The sequence below is a fragment of the Parafrankia sp. FMc2 genome (assembly GCF_041008525.1).
Lineage (GTDB): Bacteria > Actinomycetota > Actinomycetes > Frankiales > Frankiaceae > Parafrankia.
In genome coordinates, this window is sequence record NZ_JBFLUG010000017.1 from 23,885 (window position 1) to 47,026 (window position 23,142).

The 23,142-nt window shown below is 69.9% G+C and carries 18 protein-coding genes and 1 pseudogene; 10 read left to right on the forward strand and 9 right to left on the reverse strand.

All coding sequences use genetic code 11. The features are described from left to right. The first annotated feature begins 256 nt into the window (after positions 1 to 256). From AB1460_RS08880 to AB1460_RS08900, 5 genes are all read left to right on the forward strand, one after another. The gene (locus AB1460_RS08880; RefSeq protein ID WP_368960228.1) at positions 257 to 1,543 is read left to right on the forward strand and encodes a DUF1214 domain-containing protein; all 1,287 of its coding nucleotides are present in this window, start codon (positions 257 to 259) and stop codon (positions 1,541 to 1,543) included. 327 nt (positions 1,544 to 1,870) lie between these two features. After that, positions 1,871 to 3,085 (forward strand): alcohol dehydrogenase catalytic domain-containing protein, encoded by a 1,215-nt coding sequence (locus tag AB1460_RS08885; RefSeq protein WP_368960230.1) that lies wholly within the window; start codon positions 1,871 to 1,873, stop codon positions 3,083 to 3,085. Positions 3,086 to 3,189: 104 nt separating this feature from the next. Further along, positions 3,190 to 4,719 carry a phytoene desaturase family protein gene (locus AB1460_RS08890; protein WP_368960231.1) on the forward strand — a complete coding sequence of 510 codons (1,530 nt, stop codon included), beginning with the start codon at positions 3,190 to 3,192 and terminating at the stop codon, positions 4,717 to 4,719. Then, positions 4,716 to 5,564 (forward strand): fatty acid desaturase, encoded by an 849-nt coding sequence (locus tag AB1460_RS08895; RefSeq protein WP_368960232.1) that lies wholly within the window; start codon positions 4,716 to 4,718, stop codon positions 5,562 to 5,564. The genes AB1460_RS08890 and AB1460_RS08895 overlap by 4 nt, the downstream gene beginning before the upstream one ends. Further along, positions 5,557 to 6,174, forward strand: coding sequence for a TetR/AcrR family transcriptional regulator (locus tag AB1460_RS08900; protein WP_368960234.1), 618 nt, complete (start codon positions 5,557 to 5,559; stop codon positions 6,172 to 6,174). Before AB1460_RS08895 ends, AB1460_RS08900 begins: the two co-directional genes overlap by 8 nt. Before the next feature lie 130 nt (positions 6,175 to 6,304). On the opposite strand, the pseudogene AB1460_RS08905 reads toward AB1460_RS08900, so the two are convergent. Continuing rightward, positions 6,305 to 6,952 (reverse strand): annotated as a pseudogene (locus tag AB1460_RS08905) (HD domain-containing protein). Between the two features lie 404 nt (positions 6,953 to 7,356). Here AB1460_RS08905 and AB1460_RS08910 point away from each other — a divergent pair. Beyond that, the gene (locus tag AB1460_RS08910) at positions 7,357 to 7,920 is read left to right on the forward strand and encodes a TetR/AcrR family transcriptional regulator (protein ID WP_368960236.1); all 564 of its coding nucleotides are present in this window, start codon (positions 7,357 to 7,359) and stop codon (positions 7,918 to 7,920) included. 226 nt (positions 7,921 to 8,146) lie between these two features. Further along, positions 8,147 to 9,685, forward strand: coding sequence for an MFS transporter (locus tag AB1460_RS08915; RefSeq protein ID WP_368960237.1), 1,539 nt, complete (start codon positions 8,147 to 8,149; stop codon positions 9,683 to 9,685). A 13-nt stretch (positions 9,686 to 9,698) separates the two neighbouring features. Here AB1460_RS08915 and AB1460_RS08920 read toward each other — a convergent pair whose 3' ends face one another. Further along, on the reverse strand, positions 9,699 to 10,088 hold the full coding sequence (locus tag AB1460_RS08920) for a MerR family transcriptional regulator (RefSeq protein WP_368960239.1): 390 nt from the start codon (positions 10,086 to 10,088) through the stop codon (positions 9,699 to 9,701). Positions 10,089 to 10,144: 56 nt separating this feature from the next. Here AB1460_RS08920 and AB1460_RS08925 point away from each other — a divergent pair, with 56 nt between their 5' ends. Then, positions 10,145 to 10,630 carry a serine hydrolase domain-containing protein gene (locus tag AB1460_RS08925; protein WP_368960241.1) on the forward strand — a complete coding sequence of 162 codons (486 nt, stop codon included), beginning with the start codon at positions 10,145 to 10,147 and terminating at the stop codon, positions 10,628 to 10,630. On the opposite strand, the gene AB1460_RS08930 is transcribed toward AB1460_RS08925, so the two are convergent. The 3 genes from AB1460_RS08930 to AB1460_RS08940 form a co-directional block, all read right to left on the reverse strand. Further along, complete coding sequence (locus AB1460_RS08930) at positions 10,627 to 11,469, reverse strand: RICIN domain-containing protein (RefSeq protein ID WP_368960243.1); 843 nt, start codon at positions 11,467 to 11,469, stop codon at positions 10,627 to 10,629. The two genes, AB1460_RS08925 and AB1460_RS08930, sit on opposite strands and share 4 nt — an antisense overlap. A 298-nt stretch (positions 11,470 to 11,767) precedes the next feature. Next, a complete protein-coding gene (locus tag AB1460_RS08935) occupies positions 11,768 to 12,187 on the reverse strand; it encodes a hypothetical protein (protein ID WP_368960244.1) in 420 nt (139 codons plus the stop codon). A gap of 88 nt (positions 12,188 to 12,275) precedes the next feature. Continuing rightward, positions 12,276 to 16,526, reverse strand: coding sequence for a cation-translocating P-type ATPase (locus AB1460_RS08940; protein WP_368960246.1), 4,251 nt, complete (start codon positions 16,524 to 16,526; stop codon positions 12,276 to 12,278). Between the two features lie 518 nt (positions 16,527 to 17,044). On the opposite strand from AB1460_RS08940, the gene AB1460_RS08945 reads away from it, so the two are divergent. Further along, positions 17,045 to 18,181 (forward strand): CapA family protein, encoded by a 1,137-nt coding sequence (locus AB1460_RS08945; protein WP_368960247.1) that lies wholly within the window; start codon positions 17,045 to 17,047, stop codon positions 18,179 to 18,181. Positions 18,182 to 18,285: 104 nt separating this feature from the next. On the opposite strand, the gene AB1460_RS08950 is transcribed toward AB1460_RS08945, so the two are convergent. From AB1460_RS08950 to AB1460_RS08960, 3 genes are all read right to left on the reverse strand, one after another. Continuing rightward, positions 18,286 to 18,975 (reverse strand): DUF5710 domain-containing protein, encoded by a 690-nt coding sequence (locus AB1460_RS08950; protein ID WP_368960249.1) that lies wholly within the window; start codon positions 18,973 to 18,975, stop codon positions 18,286 to 18,288. Positions 18,976 to 19,037: 62 nt separating this feature from the next. After that, positions 19,038 to 19,166 (reverse strand): hypothetical protein, encoded by a 129-nt coding sequence (locus AB1460_RS08955; protein WP_368960251.1) that lies wholly within the window; start codon positions 19,164 to 19,166, stop codon positions 19,038 to 19,040. Positions 19,167 to 19,422: 256 nt separating this feature from the next. After that, a complete protein-coding gene (locus AB1460_RS08960; protein WP_368960253.1) occupies positions 19,423 to 21,333 on the reverse strand; it encodes a hypothetical protein in 1,911 nt (636 codons plus the stop codon). 207 nt (positions 21,334 to 21,540) lie between these two features. On the opposite strand from AB1460_RS08960, the gene AB1460_RS08965 reads away from it, so the two are divergent. Continuing rightward, entirely contained in the window at positions 21,541 to 21,837 is a 297-nt protein-coding gene (locus AB1460_RS08965) for a hypothetical protein (protein ID WP_368960255.1), read from the forward strand. A 230-nt stretch (positions 21,838 to 22,067) separates the two neighbouring features. On the opposite strand, the gene AB1460_RS08970 is transcribed toward AB1460_RS08965, so the two are convergent. Then, complete coding sequence (locus AB1460_RS08970; RefSeq protein WP_368960257.1) at positions 22,068 to 23,006, reverse strand: transcriptional regulator; 939 nt, start codon at positions 23,004 to 23,006, stop codon at positions 22,068 to 22,070. Positions 23,007 to 23,142 lie beyond the last annotated feature (136 nt).

Sequence of the window (23,142 nt, forward strand, 5' to 3'; positions counted from 1 at the left end):
CGACGTCGAACGAACCGACCGCATCCCGGCGACAGTGAGAACCGCGGCGACATTCCCCGGATCGTCGCCGGGTGGCAGTGACAGCTGCACCGCCGACGTGCCCCTACGGCTGAGCCATATCAGAAAGGCATATCTGGACGCCGGTATCTGTATTGGCGACCGCGACAGGCGACGTCCTAGCATCAGCTCCTGGCCGGGGCTGTTTCCGTCGGACCTCGACACCTGTGCCGAGCATCGGGGATGAGGAGCGATCACGATGACGCCTGACGATGCCCAGCGGACCCGGCCGCGGCCGGTCCTGGCGACCGCGTCGCAGATCCTCGCCGAGGAGACCCTGCTGGAGATTCTCGAGGACGCCCAGCTCAAGCGCCTGCAGGCCGACCTGCGCGACCAGCTGGCCGCGACACCGCGCGGGCAGTCGCCGGCGGGCGCGGCCACCCTCGACGAGGCGGTCTCCCAGTGGTCCAACTCGCTGATCATGGCTGAGATCGGGAACTTCCTGCCGCTGCCCTCCCAGCTCTGGGTCACCGACGACACCCCCCGCGAATGGCTCGGCCACACCCTGCCCGGCGTCGGCACCTCCGGCGACAATCCGGACGCGATCTACCGGATCGCCTCCGTCGACGGGGACCGGCGTTTCGAGGTCCTCGGCCAGTTCGATCCCGCCCACCGGCCCGCGCAGCTCAACATCGAGCTGCACCGCGGCACCAAGGTCACACCGCCGAACCTGGTCAACAACACCGACCTGGCCCCCCTCGCCAGCATCACCGACCGTGATCTGCAGATCGCGGCGGACGGGTCCTTCCGGATCACGATCGGCCCGAAGGAGGAAAGCCCCGTGCACCTCCTGTCGGCGCCCGGTCTGCTCTCCCTCGGCTCCCGGGACATGCTGGCGGACTGGGACCAGCGCCCGACCTGGATGGAGCTGCGCCCCCTCGACGACACCGAGCCGACCCCCCTGGACGTCACCCGGATCAGGCAGGCGGTGTACCGCGACCTGCCGAACTACCTCCTGTTCTGGGCGAACTTCCCGAACGTGTGGTTCGGCGGTCTGCAGGGCAACCGGATCAGCCCCGGGCACACCCGCACCGGCAGCATGGCCGGCTTCACCGTGGCACTCAGCTGGGACCTCCGGCCGAACCAGGCGATCGTCGTGACGACGGACCCGGTCGGCGCCGCCTACACGGGCTTCCAGCTCATGGACCCGTGGATGCTCGGCCCCAACGCCAGGGAGCACCAGGTCTCGCTCAACCTCGCCCAGACCGCGCCGAACCCCGACGGGACGTTCACCTTCGTTCTCGCCCACGAGGACCCCGGCGCCGCCAACTGGCTCGACACCACCGGCCTCGACGAGGGGCTCGGACTCATCCGGTGGCAGGCGGCACCGCCCGGCGCGTCGATCGACCCGGCCGTGCTGGTGCGCGACTTCCGGGTCGTCTCCCTCACGGACGTGGACGGCCTCGACCTCCCCCGGGTCACCGCCGAACAGCGGACGGCCCAGCTCACAGCCCGGGCCGCCGGGTACCACTCCCGCACCCTGTAGCAGCGGCAGTCTGCACCGGCAGCTGCCGGTGCAGGGGGCTGGGGGCTGGGGGCTGGGGGCTGGGCCAGTCAGCCCCGAAGCGTCCAGCGGGTGGCGGTCCACGGGGCCACGGCTCCCGCTCAGGGCGGTCCCGACCGGGCGACTCCGCTCCTCGCCCAGGTGTCTCGTCGTGCGCCGGCGCCCCATTCGAGCGATGGTTGCCTGTAGCGGTCGAAGACAACCCGTCGTGCCGTCGATACCGAAGCGCCGGCCGGCGGAGTCAGGTCCCCGGGGACCGACAGGAGCTCGCGATCATCCTCGTGAGCCGGACGGAAGGAGCGGAAGGTGATGAAGGCAGTCGTGTGGCACGGCGTGGGCGACATCCGTCTGGAGAACGTCACCGAACCGAAGATCGAACAGCCGACCGACGCCGTCGTCCGTATCACCACCACGGCGATCTGCGGTACGGATCTCCACTTCATCCGGGGCACGGTAGCGGGTCTGAAACCAGGCATCGTCCTCGGGCACGAAGGGGTCGGCGTGGTCGAGGAAGTCGGCCGGAGCGTCCGCAACTTCAGGCGCGGCGATCGCGTGCTGCTGTCCGCCGTCCTCGGGTGTGGCTCGTGTACCTACTGCCGCAGCGGCTATTTCGCCCAGTGTGACGACATCAACCCGTACGGCCCCAGGGCCGGATCCGCCTTCTACGGTGCTCCACGGGACAACGGCTCCTTCGACGGGTTGCAGGCCGAGTACGCCCGCGTGCCCTACGCCCACACCAACCTCTTCCGGCTGCCCGACTCGGTCTCCGACGACCAGGCGATCCCGCTGTCGGACATCTACCCCACCGGCGACTTCGGCGCTGTCATCGCGGAAGTGTCCGAGGGTGACGTGGTGGCGGTCTGGGGCTGCGGGCCGGTGGGACAGTTCGCCGTGCTGTCCTCCTTCCAGCGCGGCGCCGCGCGGGTGATCGCGGTCGACGGCCACGCCGACCGGCTGGAACGCGCCCAGGCACTCGGAGCCGAGACAGTCGACTTCAACGAGGAGGACCCTGTCGAGGCGATTCTGGACCTGACCCGCGGCATCGGACCCGACCGGGCCATCGACGCCGTGGGAGTGGACGCGGAAAGCCCCCGGTCCGGCCCGGCCGCTGCCCGTGCCCGCGAACAGGACCAGCAGCACCGCGAGGAGCTGCGCGAGATCGCCCCCGAGACGCACGAACACGACGGGCACTGGAAGCCTGGCGACGCGCCGACACAGGCCCACACCTGGGCCGTCGAAAGCCTGGCCAAGGCGGGCACGCTGGGCATCATCGGGGTGTATCCGCCGACCGACCGGTTCTTCCCGATCGGCACCGCGATGAACAAGAACCTCACCGTCAACGCGGGAGTCGGCAACCACCCGCGGTACATCCCGAAGCTGTTGGCCATGGTCGAATCGGGAGTCGTGCACCCGGAGCGCCTGGTCACCCAGCACGAACCCATGCGGGACGTGCTCTCGGCCTACGAGGAGTTCGACCTGCGCCGCCCAGGCTGGCTCAAGGTCGCCGTGGACCTGACCAGCTGAACACCCCGCACGAGAACGTGATCCCGGACGGCTCGGGTGAGCCTGGCGTAGAGCTTCTGTGATCAGGGATTGACTCACCTACCCCTTCGCCGCATTCTGAACAAATGTTCAGAACAGGTGTTCAGGACGTGCCGGCAGTGCCCGGGCCGTTCGACGTGGCGGTGGTCGGCGGTGGCCCGGCCGGCATGGCGACGGCACTTCGGCTGCAGAACGCCGGTCTGTCGACGGTGGTACTCGAGGCGCACGGCCATGCCGGCGGCTGTGCGGGCTACTTCCGCAAGCGCGGGTTCTCCTTTGACGTGGGTGCCACCACGCTCGTCGACTTCGCACCGGGCGGCGTCGGCTTCGAGTTGCTGCAGAGCGTCGGCATGGACCCGCTGGACGCCCGCGAGCTACCGGGTTACGTGGCCCACCTGCCCGATCGCGAGGTCGTGCTGCACCGCGATCGGGCGCTGTGGCACGCCGAGCGTCGGCGCATGCTCGGCGACACCGACCCGCACCGGCGGCTGTGGTCCCTGCTCGACCGGTTGGCGCGGGCGTTCTGGCAGGCGAGCCGGTCAGGAGTGCGCCTCCCGGTCCGCCGTCCGGCGGACGCGCTGCACGACCTGCGGGCGGTCGGTCCGGCCGGCGTTCCCCTCGCCCGCTATCTGACCTGGACGCTCGGGGACGCGCTGCGCCGCCACGGGCTGCGCGACGACCCGGCTCTCGTCGGGCTGCTGGCGATGCTCGTCGAGGACACGGTGCACGCGACCGTCGACGACGCCCCGCTGATCAACGCGGCGCTCGGCGTGACGATCCGGGGCGCGGGCCTGAGCCGGCACGCCGGGGGGATGCACGGCTTCTGGCGGGCACTCGTCACGCACTACCGGGGCCTGGGAGGCCGGCTGCGCACCGGGTGCGCTGTCGCGCGGATCGACGGCGAGCCGGGCGCCTACCGGGTGTCGACGCGCCGCGGCGCGATCGGTGCCCGCCGGATCGTGGCCGCGGTACCCGCCACCACCACCGCCTCGATCTGCGCCGGGCTCCCGGTGGCCGACCGGCTGCGGGCCTACCTGGAACGCGACGCGCAGGCGCTCGGCGGCGCGTGCGTCGTGTTCCTCGGAGTACCCGAGGACGAGGTGCAGGGGCAGCAGTTCACCCACCATCAGTTCCTGCAGTCCTACGACCGCCCGCTGGGCGAGGGCAACAACATGTTCGTCTCCGTCTCCGAACCCGGGGACACGCTCAGCGCACCGCCGGGGCACCGCGCCGTCATGATCTCCACCCACACCGAGCTGTCCGCATGGGCGGGACTCGACGACGTCGAGTACGAGCAGCGCAAGAAAGGGATCGGCGAGCTGCTCGTCGGGTGTGCCCGCCGCGCCTACCCGTCGTTGGGAGAACGAGCGGTGTTCGCGGCGACGGGCACCCCGCGCAGCTACGAACGGTTCGGCTTCCGCCCGGCCGGCGCTGTCGGGGGCGCCCGCCAGCACCTTCGCAACACCAACCAGCACGCCGTTCCGCACGATCTTGGCGGCCCCGGGTTCTGGTTGGTCGGTGACTCGACCTGGCCGGGTCTGGGCACGGTGGCCTGCGTGCTGGGCAGTCGCATCGTCGCGGAGGGCATGCTGCGTGAGAGGGGATTCAACCGGTGACCTCCCTGGACCCGCCCCATCCGCTCGGCCCGCTCAGCCCGCCCGACCTGTCTGGTCCGCCCGGCCCGCCTGCGCTGGCCGACCTGGGTGCCGACCTGCTCGTCACCACCCGCCGGCAGCGGTGGATCGCGCTCGCCCGCCCGTTCGCCGGCGTGCTGTGTTTCGCGGCGGCGGTGCGGGCAGGCTGGTGGTGGCTCACACCGGTGATCGTCTTCGGCATCTTCGTCGCGGTCGTCACGGTCACGCATGACGTGGTGCACGGGACGCTCGGCCTGTCCGGCCCGGCCACCGATCGGGCGCTGTTCGCCATGGGGCTCGTCCTGCTGGAGAGCGGGCACGCCTACCGTGCCTCGCACACCCGCCACCACCAGCTCTTCCCCCACCCCGACGATCCGGAGGGGCATCCCGCCGAGCTGTCGCTGCTCGGCGCCGTGGCCTACGGGCCGGTCTTCCTGCCACGGCTGTGGTGGTGGTCCTACCAGCGGGGACGCGACCGCGGCTGGCTGCTCGCCGAGGCCGCCGCGCCCGTGGTGGCGCTCGCGGGGGGCATCCTCGTGTGGCCGTACACCCCGGCTGTGCTGGTCTATGCGGTGATGGCGATCGTCGGAAGCTGGGTGTACCCGCTTCTGACGGTGTACCTGCCGCACCACGCCTACGGCGACACACCCCTGACACAGACCCGGACCCTGCGCGGGAGGATCATCCCTGCTGTGTTCCTCGAGCTCACCTATCACCTCGAACACCATCTCTACCCACAGGTGCCCAGCCACCATCTCGCGGCGCTCGCCCGTCGACTCGACGGCTACCTCGCCGCCAACGACGTTCGGCCGATACGCGTTGTCTGACAACCGCGGCCGGATCGACACCCGCGGCCGGATCCTCGACGCCGCCCTGGCCTGCCTGGTGCGGCACGGTTACGCCGGCACGACCGCACGGGCGATTGCCCAGGTCGGCGGATTCGCCCCTGGCGTCCTCTACTACCACTTCGCCGATCTGGACGACGTCCTGGTCGCAGCCCTTGCCCACACCTGTGAGGCACGCGCCCAGCGGTACCGGGAAGAGCTGTCCGGTGTGGACCGGGCCGGGCGCGCGGTGGAGATACTCCGCCGGCTGTACCTCGAGGACACCGAGGTGGGGCACATCTCCGCCGTCCAGGAGCTGTATGCGGGGGCTCGGCCGGGGTCGCGGCTGGCGACCCAGCTGACACTGGAGACCCGGCACTGGGAGGCGCTGGCCGCCGAAGTGCTCAGCACGCTGCTGAGTGGCAAGCCGTTCGCCAGTCTGGTGCGCCTGCCCGTCCTCGCCAATGCGGCCGTCGCGTTCTACCTCGGCGCGGAGACGCTCGCCCACCTCGACGAGGACTCCTCGAAAGTGATGGAGTTCTTCGACCAGGCCGCGAGGCTCGCCGGGTACTTCGACAGAATTCCACGGCTGCGACGAAGCACCCCTGGATAGCGCTCCCGCCGATCCGGGGCTCAGGACTCCGGAAAAGGAGCCAGCCCGCCGTGAGACCGCCGTCGACGGTGAGGACATGACCGGTGATGTAGCGCGCCTTGTCCGAACCCAGAAACCCGTCGGTCGCGATCTACTCCGGCCAGGGCGAGTTCAGGACGGTGTCCACGAAGTTGCCGCGCCGGAAGCCGGGGACAAAACGCTCGAGGACGTCCGCCTTGACGTTGCCGAAGGTGGTATCGGGCTTCGGTGCTATGCCGGCGGTGAACGCCTCCAGAATGCGGCGCTTGAAGTCCGGGCGCGGGTGCATTCACGTGATCGCGGCCCGGTCGGCGTCGCTGACACCGTCGTAGCCGATTCCCAGAACGTCGTACTCCACGCCCGCCGCGACAAGAGCGATTTCGGGTTCCATGAACTGCGGAATGCCGGGTGTCGTGTGCAGCGCGATTGCCGTCCAGACCCGCCGGATACTGTCTTCGGGCAGCCCATGCCGGCGCAGGAAACGGCGGGCCTCGTCCGCGCTGTCCACCTCGAAGCGTCGCCCGCTGTCCCGAAACTCCTCGTTGAGTCCAAGGTCGTGGAACATGGCCCCGACGTAGAGGAGTTCCGGGTCGAAACTCATCCCCCTGCCGCGACCCCACAGGGCGCCGAACCAGTACACGCGCCGCGAGTGATGGTAGACGAGGTCACTCGTGGATTCGCGCACCAGCTCGGTGGCCTCGACGGTCACGGCGGTGTCCGGCACGCTCAGACCCGCGACATCCTGGGTGCTGATGGACATGTGGACCCCCGATCGTCACGACCTCAGCCGGTATCGCTCCCACCCACCCAGCATGAGACGCCACCGGGCCAGCCGCACCTCCGCCCCGATCGACGCGGCGCCGCGCCACCCGCGGGATGCCTGGGCAGGCCCGGCGGGCGCGGGCCGGCGTGGCCTCGACCGGGTCCTCGACGCCGGTGTCGTCCTAGACGGCCACCCGGGAAGCGGTGGTTCGCCTGCTACGATTCTGAAGATCTTTCCGTTTCGGGATCGCACAGATTTCGGGATCGCAGGGTGGTTCCGCGGAACACGGCAAGCCCGGCGAGGGCCTCGGTGGCGCGCTCCGCCGGGAGGCGATGCCTGGGGAGGCTGCAATGATGGCTCGCTCGGTACCTACGTCCACTGACCGGGCCGTTCGGACGGACGTGCGGCGAAACCGTGAGTGGCTCCTTGCCGCGGCACGCGCCGTTTTCGCCGAGAAGGGTGCCAACGCCTCGCTCTACGACGTGGCCAAGCGGGCCGGGCTGGGTACCGGCACTGTCTACCGGCATTTCCCGACCCGTGAGGCGCTGCTCGAGGGGGTCCTTCTTGATCATTTCGAGGCGCTGAGGGTCTCCGCGGTCGACCTGGCCGACGCTTCTGCCGCGCCCGCGCCCGACGAAGCGTTGACCGAGTGGCTGCGGCAGTTCATCGTCCACCTCACCGAGTACCGCGGGCTGGCCGCGGAGGTCATGTCGGTCCTGCACGACGGCGCTTCGTCGTTGTCCCTGTCCTGCCTCGAGATGCGGGCCGCCGGCGCCGCCCTGCTCTGCCGGGCGCAGCAGTCGGGCACGATGCGTGCTGACCTCGACATGTCGACTCTCCTGAAGCTGGCCAACGCGATCGCGCTGACCGCCGAGCAGACCAGCGGCCACGCCGCCGGGCAGAACGCCAGCCACGCCGCCGACGATCTGCTCGGCTACCTCCTCGACGGTCTTCGACGGCGGTAACGGCACCCCGGTCGCAGGCGGTGGTCGGCGGTCGGTGGTCGGCCGTCTGCCTCACACCGGCGAGGGCCACTGATGCTTGAAAAACGGAAAGATCTTCCGTATCGTGGGCCCAGCAAAACGGAAAGATCTTCCGCTTAATGCGATGCCAGCCGTGCCCGGCCTCTGGATCTCTGCTCGCGTGCCGGAGAGACCTCCTGGTCAGGCGTCTCCCGACCGAAGGACGAGGATGAGTGCTCAGGAGCTGAACGCGGCCACCGTCGAGAGTGCCGAGCAGGCTGGCGGCGCTGCTCCCGCAACGCCGAAGCGGCGCGGCAACCGCCTTCGGATCGCCCTCGGCGTCATCGTGATCTGCCAACTGATGGTGATCATCGACGGCACGGTGGTGAACGTCGCCCTGGCGAAAATCCAGGAGGACCTGGACTTCTCCGCCTCCGGTCTGGCCTGGGTGCAAAGCGCGTACTCGCTGGCGTTCGGGGGGCTCCTCCTGCTGGGCGGCCGAGCCGGTGACATGTTCGGCCGGCTGCGGCTGTTCATCGGCGGGCTGGCGCTGTTCACGCTCGCGTCGCTCGCCGCGGGCCTCGCCCCCTCGGCGGGAGCCCTGATAGCGGCCCGGGCCGCGCAGGGAGTCGGGGGCGCATTCGCGGCGCCGGCCTCGCTCGCACTGCTCGCCACCACCTTCAAGGACGGCACCGAGCGGCAACGTGCCCTCGGAGTCTTCTCCATGATCGCTGGTCTCGGGCTGACGCTCGGGCTGATCCTGGGCGGATTGTTGTCCACGGCCTCCTGGCGATGGGTGTTTGTCATCAACGTCCCTTTCGGGATCGGAGTGATCGCGTTGGCCCGACCGTTCCTGCAGGACACCCCTCGTCATCCGGCACGGTTCGACGTGGCCGGCGCGGCCGTGTCCACAGCCGGAACGGCGTCCCTCGTCTACGGGTTCACCCGGGCTGCCGCCGACGGCTGGTCTGACGGGCTGGCCGTGGCGATGCTCGCCGTCGGCATCGTGCTCCTGCTCGGATTCCTGGCCATCGAGGCCAACGTCAGCCAGCCGATCATGCCGTTGCGACTGTTCGGGGAGCGATCACGGGCCGGCGCCTACATCAACATGCTGTTCATGTCGGGAGCGATGGGAGGCCTCTTCTTCTTCCTTTCCCTGTTCATCCAACGGGTGCTGGACCTCAGTCCGCTCCAGACCGGCCTGGCGTTCGTGCCCATGGCCGCCGTGCAGTTCGGCGGCGCACGGACGGCACCGAAGCTGGTCGCGCGGTTCGGCCCGAAGGCCGTCACCATCGCCGGCACGCTGGCCGCGATGGTCTCCGCCATCTGGCTGACCCGACTGGACGGGACCAGCACCTACCCAGGCGGCCTGGTCGGCCCACTCATCCTGCTCGGGCTCGGGGTCGGGCTGGCGTTCATGCCCCTGAACATGGTCATCCTGGCCGGGCTGCCGCCCCGCGACACCGGGTCGGCCTCCGGCCTGCTGCAGTGCCTCCAACAGGTCGGGCTGGCCGTCGGGATCGCCGTTCTCACCACGGTGTACAGCACCTCGCTACGCGACTCGGCGCATCACCCGAACCCCGCCCTGAGCCCGCAGGAGCAGCTCCACCACAACCTGGGCGAGGGAATCGCCGACTCGTTCGTCGTACTGGTGGCTTTCCTCGCCGTTGCCCTGACAGTCGCCGCCCTCGTCTTCACGCGCAGGCCCCGCCCGGCCCCCGCGGTCGCCGTGTCCGCCAGCCCTCAGTCCACCAGGTCGGACTCATAGGCCTCGAGCAGTGTCAGCTGTCCGCGGGCTCCGAGCCCCGCGCGTGCCGCTGAAGTTCGGCGAGGTATTCGGCAACCGCGTCACGGTTGCGGGTCAGGATGTCGATACGGTCGGACAGCCGGTCCCGTTCGCGCTGGAGCGCGGCCACCGTCTCGGGGGTGACGCCCTCAAAGACGATCGGGTCGCGCGGTGATTCCAGGCAGGGCAGGATCGCGAGAATGAGCTGGGTCGACAGGCCGGCATTCAGCAACTCACGGATCTGCCGGACGCGCGCCAGGGTCGTCTCGGTGTAGTCGCGGTAGTTGTTCGACCCGCGCGTTGAGGTGATCAGGCCCTTCGCCTCGTAGTACCGCACCTGCCGCGCGGACGTACCCGCCCGCGCGGCCAGCTCGCCGATCCGCATGCCGCGACGCTACCCGCTTGACATTGACACTTATGTCAAGGTTCGAGGCTGTCGACATGACCGAGCTACAGGGAACCGTGAACGCCGAGTTCGAGCCCGTCCGCGACGCGATGGAGGGTCAGCTGCGCAGCGGCGCCGAGGTGGGCCTGTCGCTGGCCGTCGACGTCGACGGCCAGCAGGTGGCCGACCTGTGGGGAGGCCATCGCGACGCGACGCGCACGCAGCCCTGGCAAGCTGACACCATCACCAACGTCTGGTCGGTCACGAAGACGGTGACCAGCCTCGCCGCCTTGATGCTTGTCGACGCCGGCGAACTGGACGCCTACGCCCCGGTCGCCCGCTACTGGCCCGAGTTCGCCGCGAACGGCAAGCAGCACGTCGAGGTGCGGCACCTGATGTCGCACACATCGGGCGTCAGCGGCCTCGACAGCCCCGCCCGGCTCGAGGATCTGTACGACGTCGGCGCGGCGGCGGCCCGGATGGCCTCCCAGTCGCCCTGGTGGGAGCCCGGTTCGGCGTCTGGCTATCACGTCCTGAACTAGCGGATGATCCACCGCTGCAGGATGTCGTCGGCGTCGCAGGTCACGGTGTAGGGGTATCCGGAGTCCACGCTGGCCAGGCAGTGCCCGTTGCCGACGTTCACCAGGTCGATGGTGCCGCCGCGTTCCACCACTCGCCACTGCTGGTGACGACGGGTGTCGGTGCAGACCAGGCCGTAGATGTGGTTCTGGTCGTTGCTGTCCAGGCACAGGCCGTTGCCAGCGTTGACCAGCATGACCGAGCCGTAGCCGAACATGGTCCACTTCTCGGCGATGGTCCCGCGGCAGTACTGGGTGCCCATGTTCCTGCCACCCTTGTTGGTCAGGCACTTGCCGTTCGCGACGCTCGTGATCTCGAACGGGGGTGGCGGCGCCGGTGCCGGCTTCGGCGCGGGGGTGGCGACGCGGGTCGGCGCAGGCGCGAGGGACCTGGCCTCCAACGGAACCGGATTCAGGCTGGGCACGGATGCCGGGTGCCGAGTCGGCGGCGCGGTGGCGGACGGGCGGGCGGCGCCGGGAACCGGTGCGCTCGTGGCCTCGCCAGGACCAGAGCCAGCCCCGGGGGCAGCGGGCGGCCCCGAAGCGGACGCGGCAGCGGCGGGGGCGGATGCCGTCGGCTGGCTCGCGGCGGGCCAGGACCGACCGGCGCCCTGCTGGCCCGGCGTCTCACCCGACGGGCCTGCCGCCGTCGACTGGGTCGATGTCTCGTCCCAGGAGAAGTACACCTGCGCGTTCTGGGCCGCTGCGCTACCCACCAGCACTGACGTCACACACAGCAGGACGGCGAAGAGGGCTGTCACCTGCCAGCGCTTGAGAGCGGTGCTGCGCCCCGGGGCCGACATCAGACATCTCCTTCTCCGCCCCTGACCTGTTCCTGCTGTCGGACGCTGCAGATACTGTTTAGTATTAATTTAGGGATATCTTAGTAGCTTTTTCTGAACATGCGGCTTTCCGGGGGTTTGGCGCGGGTGAACCGGCGGTAACAGCCTGGTAGGCGCGCGTCATGCCGGCGGGGCCTTCCCGTCGCTTCGGGAGGGTGACGAAATGCCAGCAAGTACGCGGTGACCAGCGCAGACGCAGAAGTGCTTGCGAGTCCCGCCGGCCCACCCACGATGGAGCCCGAGCGGCCGGGCGACCGCGTCAGGCCGACCCGGTCGCCGGCTCGCGCTGACCGTTGTGCGCCGGCTCGGCCCGGAGCTGGTCGGCCCGGGAGGTGCCGGTGTGCTGCGCGACATAGGTACCGGCCGCGATCGCGGCGGCCACCGGCCATTCGATCACTTCGGCGACGGCCAGCAGCCCCAGCCCCACGTAGTAGACGGTCTTCTCCGGCGACGGCAGCGTCATCGGGCCCAGGTGCATCGGTGCCCCCGACGACTGGGGGATCTCGAACCGCGCCTTGAGGAACGGCAGCCGCAGCATCGCCGAGTGGGTCTCGTGGCGCTCCTTCGCGTCCGCTCCCCTCTGCTCTGCCGGCGACTGCGCGGCTCCCTGGCCGTCCTGGTCCTGCGTCCGCCTGCCGCTCGTCCGGGCCCGCGAGGGAGTGCTTGTCCTGCTCACCATGGCTCCTCCTCACCTCAGACGACGCCAATAGCATCCCCCGGATGGGAGATCGGCAAAATCGACCGCTCCCCTGATGTCCCGCTCGGCGTCATCCTGCTCCGCGACCGGCCAGTGCCAGGCCGGGGCCGGGGCCGGCCGCGATTGTCCGGACCGCCGCCCGCGGGACACGGGCGAGTCCGTGGAGGATCCGGGTCAGGTCGGCGCGAGCCGGGACGAGTCGTTCGGTACGCCGCTCTAGCAGGCGTTCGGTACGCCGCTGCAGCAGGAACGAGAGCAGCGTCGCGGCAGCGGACGCGGCGACGGCGATCGTCCATCCGGCCGGGCCGAGGGGGGTGCAGCCGAAGAAGTGGCTCACCCCGGGCGCCTGCACGACGGCGGCCAGGACGACCGCCGAGACCAGGCTGCTGAGGATCACCATGCGACTGCGCCCGCCCACGAGCAGGGTCTGGCCGAGCTGGGAGCCGACGAGCGCCGCGAGCCCGACCGTGTCGGCGTGCCGGCGCCGCCCGGTGAGGCGGGCGGCGGTCCAGGCACCCGCGGCGGCCAGGGTCGTCGCGGTCGCCCTCACCGCGATCTCCGCGTTGAGGGGGCCACCCAGGGACCGTTCAGGCCCCTCGCCGAGGAACCGGCCGGTCGCCTCCGGATCTGGTGGGCGCAGCGCCACCGCCAGTCCGGGGGCGAGGTCGGTGAGCAGATTGACGAGCAGCAACTGCCGGGCGGACAGCGGTGAGCGTCCCGTGGCCAGCGAGCCGAGAAGGGTGAAGGCGATCTCGCCGAGGTTGCCCCCGACGAAGATGCCCAGCGCCTTGCGGACCGAGGCCCACATCGACCGGCCCTCGACGAGCACGGCGAGGATGGCGTCCAACCGGTTCTCCGTGATGATCACGTCGGCTGCGGCCCGCGCCGCCGGGGTCCCCCGTTTTCCCAGCGCGATGCCCACGTCCGCGAGCCGGATGGCGGGCGCGTCGTTGTCACCGTCACCTGTCATCGCGACGGTCCTGCCCAGCCGCTGGAAGGCCTCGACCACCCGGACCTTGTGCGCCGGTGTGCCGCGGGCGACGACGGCCACCCGCGGCAGCATGGCGTCGAGTTCCGCGTCGGCCATGGCATCGAGTTCCGCGCCGGTCACCACCTGCGCATCGCTGTCGAGCACCCCGAGCTCCGCGGCGATCGTCCGCGCGGTGCTCGGATGGTCGCCGGTGATCATCATGACCTGCACACCCGCGGCGCGCAGCTGGTCGAGAGACGGGGTCGCGGTGCCCCGGATCGGGTCGGACAGCGCGAGGAACCCGAGGAACGAAAGGCCCGCGACGTCGTCGTCGACCAGCTGTCGGCCCTCTGCGGGGCCCGCGGCCGCCATCCGGCGCTCGGCGACGGCAAGCACCCGGTAGCCCGCGGCGGCGAGGCGGTGGTGTTCCCGCGCCAGACGTGCCTGGCCACGGCCGTCGAGTGGCTGGGTGCGCCGGCCGGTCCGGCGGTGGGTGCAGCGGGGCAGCACCACCTCGGGCGCTCCCTTGACGTCGAGCAACGTAGCGGCGCCAAGCTGGCCCAGGGAGGCGTGGTAGCTGCGGCTCGGATCGAACGGCAGGGCGGCCACCGGCGACCATTCCCGCCCGTCGGGTGCCCGGCCCACACCCGCGGCGGCGGCGCCCTTCACGACCGCCCGGTCGGTCGGGTGTGGCAGCTTGCGACGCTGGTCGTCCGGGGTGGCGCGCAGGCCGACGGTCACCACCTGACGCCCGGTCTCGTCGAGGTCCGCCAGCGGGCGGGAACGGGAGCCGTCCGACACCGCGGTCAGCCGGATCTTTCCCTTGGTGAGGGTCCCGGTCTTGTCGAAGCACAGCACGTCCACCCGGCCGAGCGTCTCGATGGTGCGCGGGTTGCGTACGAGCGCGCCCTGCCCGGCCAGCCGTCGGGCGGAGGCGAGCTGGGCGGCCGTGGCGAGGAAGGGCAGCCCCTCGGGGACCGCCGCCACGGCCAGCGCCACTCCAGCACTCAGCGTGTTCCGGATCGGGAGGCCACGTACCAGCCCGGACAGCAGCAACGTCCCGGCCGCGCCGAGTGCGACCGGGACGGTGAGGTCCGTGATCGCCGTGAGCCGGGCCTGCACACCCACCGGTCTCGCCGGCCCGGCGGCCGCGGCCAGGCCCCGCCCCGCCTCGGTGGCGGTGCCGGTGGCCACCACGAGGGCGGTGGCGCACCCGGCGGCCACGGTCGTGCCCTGGAAGACCATGCAGGTCCGCTCCGCCAGGTCCCGGGTGGCGACCGGCTTCGGCGACTTCGCCACCGGGAGCGATTCGCCGGTCAGCGACGACTCGTCCACCTCGAGTGCTTCGGTGGACAGCAGGCGGCAGTCGGCGGGGACGACGTCGCCCGGCCCCAGCGTGAGCACATCCCCGGCCACCAGGTCGTCCGCGGTCAGCTCCACATCCGCACCGTCCCGCCGCACCAGAGCCGGGATGGCCGAGACGGCGAAGAGACGGGCCAGCGCCCGGTCGGCGCGCAGCCGCTGTACCGCGCCGATGAGCGCGGAGCCGACCGCGACGCTGACGACGAGCCCGGAGTCGAGGACCGATCCGGTGGAGGCGGACAGCGCGGCGCCGCCGAGCAGGACCGGGGTGAGCGGGTTCGCCAGTTCCGCGGCGAACGCCCGGGCCAGGCCGGGCGCGTTCACGGACACGGACGTCTCGCCGACCTGCCGCTCGGCGACCTGGTCTGCCCAGAGCCCCTGCCGGGTACTGCCGAGCCGGTCCAGGCATGCCTCGGACGGAAGCACGTGCCAGGGGATACGCGGAATCGTCCGGGGCACCGGCCGGCGGCCCAGCTCGCGCGCCGCCCAGGCACCTTCCCCCAGAGCGGCAGCGGCCGCCGCCGTCACCATGAGCTGGGCGCGGGCTGCCAGCGCCTTGCGGGCCCCCGTCAGCGTGACCAGGGCGCCGGTCCCCGTGCCCAGCTCCGCCAGGCGCACCGCGTGCCGGCTGACCCGGGACGCCACGCCCGCGGCCTCGACCACGAGCCCCGCGGCGAGGAGGTCGTTGCCGACCAGCACATGAGCCCCCCATGCCGGCGATCCGTCCGGCCCGGCCACGCCCACCCCGCAGTCCGCGCAGCCGACCGCTGCCCGCTGCCGGGACACGACGAGCACACCGCCACGCTCCGCCTGTAGACCACGGACGGTGGCCACCAGCCGGGTGCCCCCGGGGGCATGGTCGAATCCGGCCCACCCGTCCCAGGGCGTCCGCCCGCTCGGCCCACCCTCCGGGCCGCCGGCCACGAACACGGCGCAGCCGGAACGGCGGCAGGCGGCCAGGAACTGCTCGCTGGCCTCCACGCGCTCGGGCACCAGCCCGACGAGGGCCATCAACCTGGTCCCGTGCGCGAGGCCGAGCACGGTCACCGCTCCTGCCGCGGCCAGCCGGCGCCGCTCCCGCACCCCGGTGCGGCCCCGGAGGGCCAACCGTTCCACCGGGCCGAGCGTCCAGCCGTCCCGGCTCACGCGGGCGGTGGTGTCGGCGGGACGAAACAGCGCGTGGGAACGGACGGCCACCTCGCTCGGATCGGCGCCCGGCAACGACACGATGTCACCGATGGTGTGCTGGCCGCTGACCAGGACGTCGTGATCGACGACGACGGTGTCGACGCGGTCGAGCAACCGCAGCGCGGCCGGGGACATCACCTGCGCACCGCGGCGGGCGAGCACGCGGGTCAGCTGGAGAGAGAATCCCTCGCGGCCGAGCCGGGCCGGGCGGGGCAGCGCGGTGAGAGCGAGAGCCGCCGCCCGGCGTGGGCTGCGGGTGAGGCCGGCCGCGGCCGCACCGGCCGCGAGCCCGCCGAGCACGGCGACGTCCGCATAGCGCTCGATCGGGCCGGCCGGCAGCGGTCGCGGCCGTTCGACGGCGACCGGTCGCGCCCCGGCCCGTTCGGGGCGGGGCGGCAGTTCGTCCGCCACGGCCGCGAACGCCTCCCTGCGGGTGCGTGCCGTGTCGAGGGCCAGGAGTCGGTAGGCGGCGTCGGTACCGAGGCTGGCGTGTCCCTGCGTCAGGCCGAGCGTGGCCGCGTTGGCCACCGCGAGGGCGAGGTCGGCGTTGTCCTGGCCAAGGGCCCGTTCCAGCCGACGGCGCAGGCGAGGCTGCGTGTCGACGAGCGTGACCAGCGAGGTGAGCTCGGTGGGGAGCGGCGCCCACCGGCTGAGCCGACCCGCCGACGCCAGTGTCAGCGCCGCCGCGTCTGCGGCCAGGGCTATTCCCGACCGGCGGACCTGTCCGGTGAAGCCGCCGGGCAGCAGGTCACCGCTCGGCTCGGCCATCACCTCCTCCGACTCCTCCTCCGGCTGCCTCACGGTGGCGGCCGGGCTCCCCCTTCGGCCGGCGACGCGGTCGCGCCGGCCGGGGTCCGTGCGCGGTTCGAACCGGTCGAGCACGGGTGGGGTGAGGGTGTGGAGGACGGCGGCCGGCAGACGCCCTACCGATCGACTACCCGGAAGGCGCATCCGCGGACCCCCTCGTCAGGCCGATGCCACGTCAGCCCTCCGTACCTCGAGGGCATCCCCTTGGGATTCCGTTACCCGAATCCGGGCGCATGCTAACCATGCGTCACCATCAAGGGGCGCAGCCCGCCGGTCAGGCGGCCACGGGGGACGTCCTCGCCAACCAACGACGCACCAGCCCTGTCAGCAGCACGACCAGCGCCGCTCCGACCGCTTCGACGACAATTCCGGCAATCAGGTGACCCACGACGTGCATCCTTTCCACGAGCAAACGAGTTCACGGCAACCGTGAGATATCATCATTAACTCTGGGTAACGAAGAGCGTTCGGCCAGATGGCCACGAGACGAAGTGGCCGGGCGAGGTGTGGCGATGACACCACGGAGCGTCCGACGACCGCGGCACGTGACGTTGTTCCTGTGCGGCGACGTGATGCTGGGCCGCGGGGTGGATCAGATCCTGCCGCATCCCGGTGACCCGAAGCTCTCGGAGCCATGGGTCCGGGATGCCCGTGACTACGTCGGGCTGGCGGAGGCGGTGAACGGCCCCGTCCCGTGGCCGGTCGACTTCACCTGGCCCTGGGGCGAGGCACTGTCCGTGCTCGACGAGGTCCAGCCCGATGTGCGGGTGGTGAACCTGGAGACGAGCATCACCCGGTGCGGCGGACCAGCACCGGAGAAAGCGATCCACTACCGGATGAGTCCGGCGAACACGCCCTGTCTGGCCGCTGCCCGACCGGACGTGTGCGTGCTGGCGAACAACCACCTGCTGGACTTCGGACGGCAGGGGCTCACCGAGACCCTCGGCGCGCTGTCCGCCGCCGGGCTGACGACGGTGGGAGCCGGTCACCATCTGGACGAGGCGCGCCGCCCCGCGGTGGTTCCGCTCGACGGCGCCCGGCGGGTGGTGGTCTTCTCGTTCGCCCTGCCCTCCAGTGGCACCCCCATGGCGTGGGCCGCGACGGCGGACAGGGCCGGCGTCGACGTCGTCCCCGAGCTGTCGGAGGCCGCCGCGCTCGAGATCATCGCCCGCATCCGGACCGTGAAGCGCCCCGCCGACATCGTCGTGGCCTCTGTTCACTGGGGATCCAACTGGGGCTACGACGTCGGCGACGACCAGATCCGCTTCGCGCACCAGCTGGTCGACGGCGGCGTGGACGTCGTGCACGGCCATTCGTCCCACCACCCGCGGCCGGTCGAGGTGTACCGGGACCGGCTCGTCCTGTACGGCTGCGGAGACTTCGTCGACGACTACGAGGGCATCGCGGGCTACGAGGACTACCGGGACGATCTGCGACTGGCGTACTTCGTCTCCCTCGATCCGGACACCGCTGCCCTGACCGGCCTGCGGCTGGTGCCCCTGCAGGCACGGCGGATGCGGCTGGAACGCGCTGCGCCCGCGGACGTGGCCTGGCTGCGCGGAATCCTCGATCAGATCAGTGGCGGCTTCGGCACCCGGTTCGCCCTCGACCCGGACGGCACCCTGCGGCTGCAGCCGTGCGGAACGTGAAACGACTCCTCGGCAGTCGAGAGCCTGGCCGAAGATTTCGATCTGCGCCGCCCGGGCTGGCTCAAGGTCGCCCTGGATCTGACCAGCTGACCGACTCGAACGGTTTATGGCCCGGAACGGGACTGTTCGGATGGCGAGGGCGGCGGCGCGACGGCGATCCCTGCGTTGGTCAGAATGCCGAGGTCGAGGGCCCAGGTCATGGTGGAGCGCTGGGTCCAGAGCTCAAAGGCGGCGTCCACGTGCTCGCGAGCCTGCGCCTCGGTGAGGCCAGTGACCTGACACAGGTGTGCGAGCGCCTCGGCATCCCGGCCCCGCACGGACGCAAGACCGAAGTGGGTCGCGGTGTGGCAGTCGGTACACAGGCACACCAACCGGCGTAAGCGCTGTACGTGGGCACGCTCGTCGTAATCCCAGCGCTCGTGGACCTCCAGCCAGCGCCCGGTGTCGCGGTCCGGCCCGCGTCTACACGCCTCGCACCTCTGGCCACAACGGGAAAGAACCATTCGCCGCAGTCGCTCCCAGTCGGCACCTGCCACACACGACCGTGCATTGGTGAACCAGCACGATGACGGCACCAGATCGACGAACAGCCCACTACCGAAAGACCGGTCCTCGCCCGGCAGCAGGACGGGAAGATCCGGCCGCGCCGCCCACCGGGCCAGCGCCGGAATGTCCGGCCGAGGCGCGTACCACCGCCGCGCTCGCGCGTCCCAACGTGCCCCCGCAGCCTTCGCCAGGTCCTTCTCCGCATAGGGGACGTCGAGCCACCGGCGCCCGACGGGCGACGAAGCCATCGTGTACCTCCCGGGAACATACGGACGGCACTGCCCGAGGCCGCCCCGCCGATCACCAGGAGCTACTGGAGGACGGCGCTCTGGATCAGATCGCCCTCCAGCAAAGCGGCCTCGTCGACATTATGGACGAAGGTCATCGCGGCGACCGCGACTTCGATCATGTCTACGAGGTAGAGCTCGTCAGGACACATTAGGGACTCGTGTCTCTGCGAGCACCCGGTCGCTGATGGCCCACTTCAACCGTGACCTGGGTACCAGGTCGACGTTCGAAGGGGGCATCCCGCTGCTCTCCCGGAACCACCGACTCCCGACCACGGGCGACACGCCGGCCTCGACGGTTCCGTTCATGCGGCGACCACGTTGTGACGGCCGAGCAACGCAGCCAGAGCGGTGTGGGGTGGGCACCGAAAATTAACGCCATGCGGATGGGAACGCACATTAGCAGGTCTACCGACGGAAGGGGCGACGACTGTCGCGGGGCTCCTGATTGTCGAATGTGGTGAACCAGGAGGCGGGTCGGTAGTCGCCTATTCCTAGCCGACGGTTGGTTGGGTCGCCGGGGTCTTCCAGTCCGTCATGAGAATCGTTGAACAGGGTAAGGATGTCGGTGTCCTGAAACAGCCCGTCCACACAGGCGTCCCAGTCAAGGTCACCCGGATGAGCTGGAAGCCGATCGATCCATTCCGCTAGGGATCCACCCTCATCAACGGCGTCAGGTGCGAAGTCGAGCGCGAGGTGCAGCGCCATCTCTTCGCCAGCACAGCGCGGTGACGGCCATCTAGCCGCCTCAAGATCCCGAGAGAGATCGTCGAAGCAGCGAGCGGCTTGGCGGCGCCAGACCGCATCCTGCCGGAATGTAATCCGTGGATACTCGTCGAACAATGACCAGTCACGCGGGTCGCGGACCGGCTCATCCCCGTGTTCCTCGACGTCGTCATACGCCTGGTCAGCTAGAAAATTTAGCGCAACCCACAACCTTGCGGCGGTACGGGGGGTCAACTGAAACCCTGCACACTCGTCGCAGCCCTCCCGCCCGCACGAACATGAGGCGAAGAGCGCGTCAAATTTCGGCCACGACATGGACCTGCCCTCATCCCCATTGGCCGGCAAGTCGTCACGGACCGCAGTCACCGAGTACTCCGACCCATGCGCTTCGACTGCATCAATGTCGTCGCCGACATTCCCAGGCAGGAGCACCTCAGATTGTTCAGAGTCGGTCACGATGAAGTTCGTCCCAGCGAGTCTCCCGCCGACCGGAGTCTTGGACCAGATGGCGAGTTGCCCGGGCTGGTGGCCGACCAGATCCAGTAGATCAACGAGCTCCCGCACCACGGGCGGAGCGGACTGGACGCAGGCCAGCAGTGGGTTTCCGCTGTAGCTACCGTTACCGTCCTCATCCTCAGGGCCGTACGGTTCCCAACGTCCGATCTCGATCTTCCAGTCGTGACGGCTTGCTTCCGAGGGAAGTGGCGCCTCCACGGTCAGGTAATATTTTTCGCCAAAATCCGGATCAACGAATATCGAGAGATCTTCGACTTCAAGCCTGGCGGATTCTTCGTTACATTCAAGGTAGACTTGGAGGAGTATCCGAAGGTCGTCGATCACCCTCTGAAGCTTGTCACCCTTCAGACTCTCCTCGACCTTGTCGAGAGATTTTCGGGTGTCTTCATCAAATAGACCTAGATCGTCCTCAATGCCAACCAGGGGATCTTCGCGTTCCCACAAACGCCGATTCACCGACTCCGAAGGAGAGGCGCCTTCGTTATATTCGGCTAGTTCTGCCCGAAGGGCCTGGGCCTCGGCAGCCAGCTCGGCATCGACAGCGGTCCGAACTGGAGGTGGCACCTGGGACACAGCCTTCTCCAGATCCACCAGTGCCCCGTCGAGGAAAATCATGACGAGTTCGTACCAGAGACTGTGCGAACCTTCGAGAAGCTGCAGCCGCTTGTCGCGGTCACCCAGCACCTCGAGATGATTCGTCGGATAATGGCGATATTCACCACTTCTCCGATCCCACACGCTGACCGGCACAGTCGCGAAAGCTGAGATTCGATTCAGCGCGTTGACGATCGGAGCAGCGAGGCCGGTTTCTACAACACTCGTAACAGTGGATGACGTCATGCCATCCACCGTCCGATAGGTTGCCAGTATCTGCACCTTGCCGCGGCTTGGGTGAATCGAATAAATTGTCATGTGAATAGCCTTTCTGTCGACACCCGCAGGGGGATCGGCAGCTTGCATAAATTTGAGGACCGGTGGTGGCGCAGGTCTAATCCAACGCTCCATGCCGAGAGAAACCTGGCGGTGGCCCAGGGCAACACTCCCAGGCTCCTTGCCTGCCGTCACGGTACCAATCACGGGCACTCGTGGCAACGGGCAGGACTCGGTAGCCGGCTTCGGCGGCCACGGCGCCGGCCCCGGTAAGCGAGTAGGCCGAACCCTCGTCCAGCAGCGCGGCCAGCGGGTCTCATCCGCGGTCCGAGGGCGGACCGCCTGCTCGTAGACCCGTTGGGAAAGGTCGCCACGACCGGACTCGGCGCTAATCGTGGGCGGGAGCAGTGAGAGGTGCGCCGCCACCGCCGCTCGCCATGCGGCCGTTCCGCATGGTCTCCGGCTCGGGCCCTGTCAGATGCGTTCGCAGGCATCGAGAAGAAGCCCGGCGACAAGATCAATATCATGAGCCGTGACGTCACCGCCACCTACGCTCTGTATCCGTCGAATTGCCTGGTCGCGGCGGCGGACAAGCCACAGATCGACGTGCAGGGCGATGTCGGCGGCGGTCGACGAGGCGCAGGTGCCGAGCTGGGCCAGCGCTGCCGCACGCGCTGTGTCGTCGAGCATGAGGCGTATGACATCGAATAGGTCGGTGCCCTGCTTCGGCGCCCTCAGCCGCGCGGAGCACCTCCAGGTGCGGCGCACTCCCATGCAGCCGATCGACGACGTCCAGGTCGACCGTTGCTCGGTGAGAGCTTGAGACTCGGCACAGCACCGCCAGCCCGCCGACCACGACCGGCGGTTGGCCGATGAGCTTCCGCACTTCCTCGGCGGCCTGGACGACCGCGGCCATCGCGTCCCCCAAGAACATCACCCGATTACCAGACACGGGCCCACCTCGGGCCTGGTCGCCATGCGTCGAGGATCTCGCGGCCACGCCCGACGTCCTGCGCCAGATCGAGCGCGACGAACAGCGGGTGCGCAAGCGGCCACTGCCACTGCTCGAGCCGGAGGTCGACCCGACGAGTGCAGGCGACCGCTACCGGAGCGACTCGCACCGCGGCGCGGGCCAGGGCCGGCGTCGAGGCCGTGCCGAGAAGCATGGTCGCGCGCCGAAGTACTGCTTGGTCGGGGACGAAGAAGTCAGGCATCTGGTCAGCGCGAACAGCGACCGGGGCGCCGTACGCCGCGGCGGCGATGGTGTCCGTCAACGCCCACCCGGTCTCGTTTTCTACATCCTGGAGGCCAAGGCGCAGCGATCTGGTGACGCCATTCACGGCACTGGAGTCAGGGGATTTCGCAAGATATGTACGTCGCGTCGGCCAGTGCTCGGCCACCTGCCAGAACAGCCGCACGTCCGTGGCGACGTTCTCGGCGTCGACAAACCGGTCGCGGCGCAACGCCGCCAGCACCTCCGACACGGTACTGGGGGATCGGCCGAGCCGGCGTGCCAGTTCCCGAACGACGGCACCTCCTTGCGGTTCCATGAGCAGAGTGGTGGCGACCTCGAGTCCGGCCGTGCCGCTCAAGGCCCGTGTCCGCGCACCGCGTCTGGTAACCGGGTTGACCTCAGCGTCGATCACGATCCTGCTCGAACGAAGCGCAATCCGGCCGCGTAGATCGTAGTAGCCGGCCCGATGCTCGGTCAGCAGCTTCCGGGCCGCCTCGGTCACCCGGTCCGCGACGACCAGCAGGAGGCAACCGTCCGATTCACCGGATGGGCTGCTGGCCGCGAGCAGCTGCGCGGCATCGCTCTCAGACACCAGCGACCGGCGCTTGAGCTCGATGGGAACCCCGACTCCGTCCGGGTCGAGCATGAGGTCGACTTCACTGCCGGACCCATCGCCAGGTGGCCGGGCCTCGACTCCGAGCTGGAGGAGGGCGTCGACCACGAGGGCCTCGGTGTCCATGCGCACCAGCATCCGCACCGTTCGGTGTTCGGTCAATACCGAA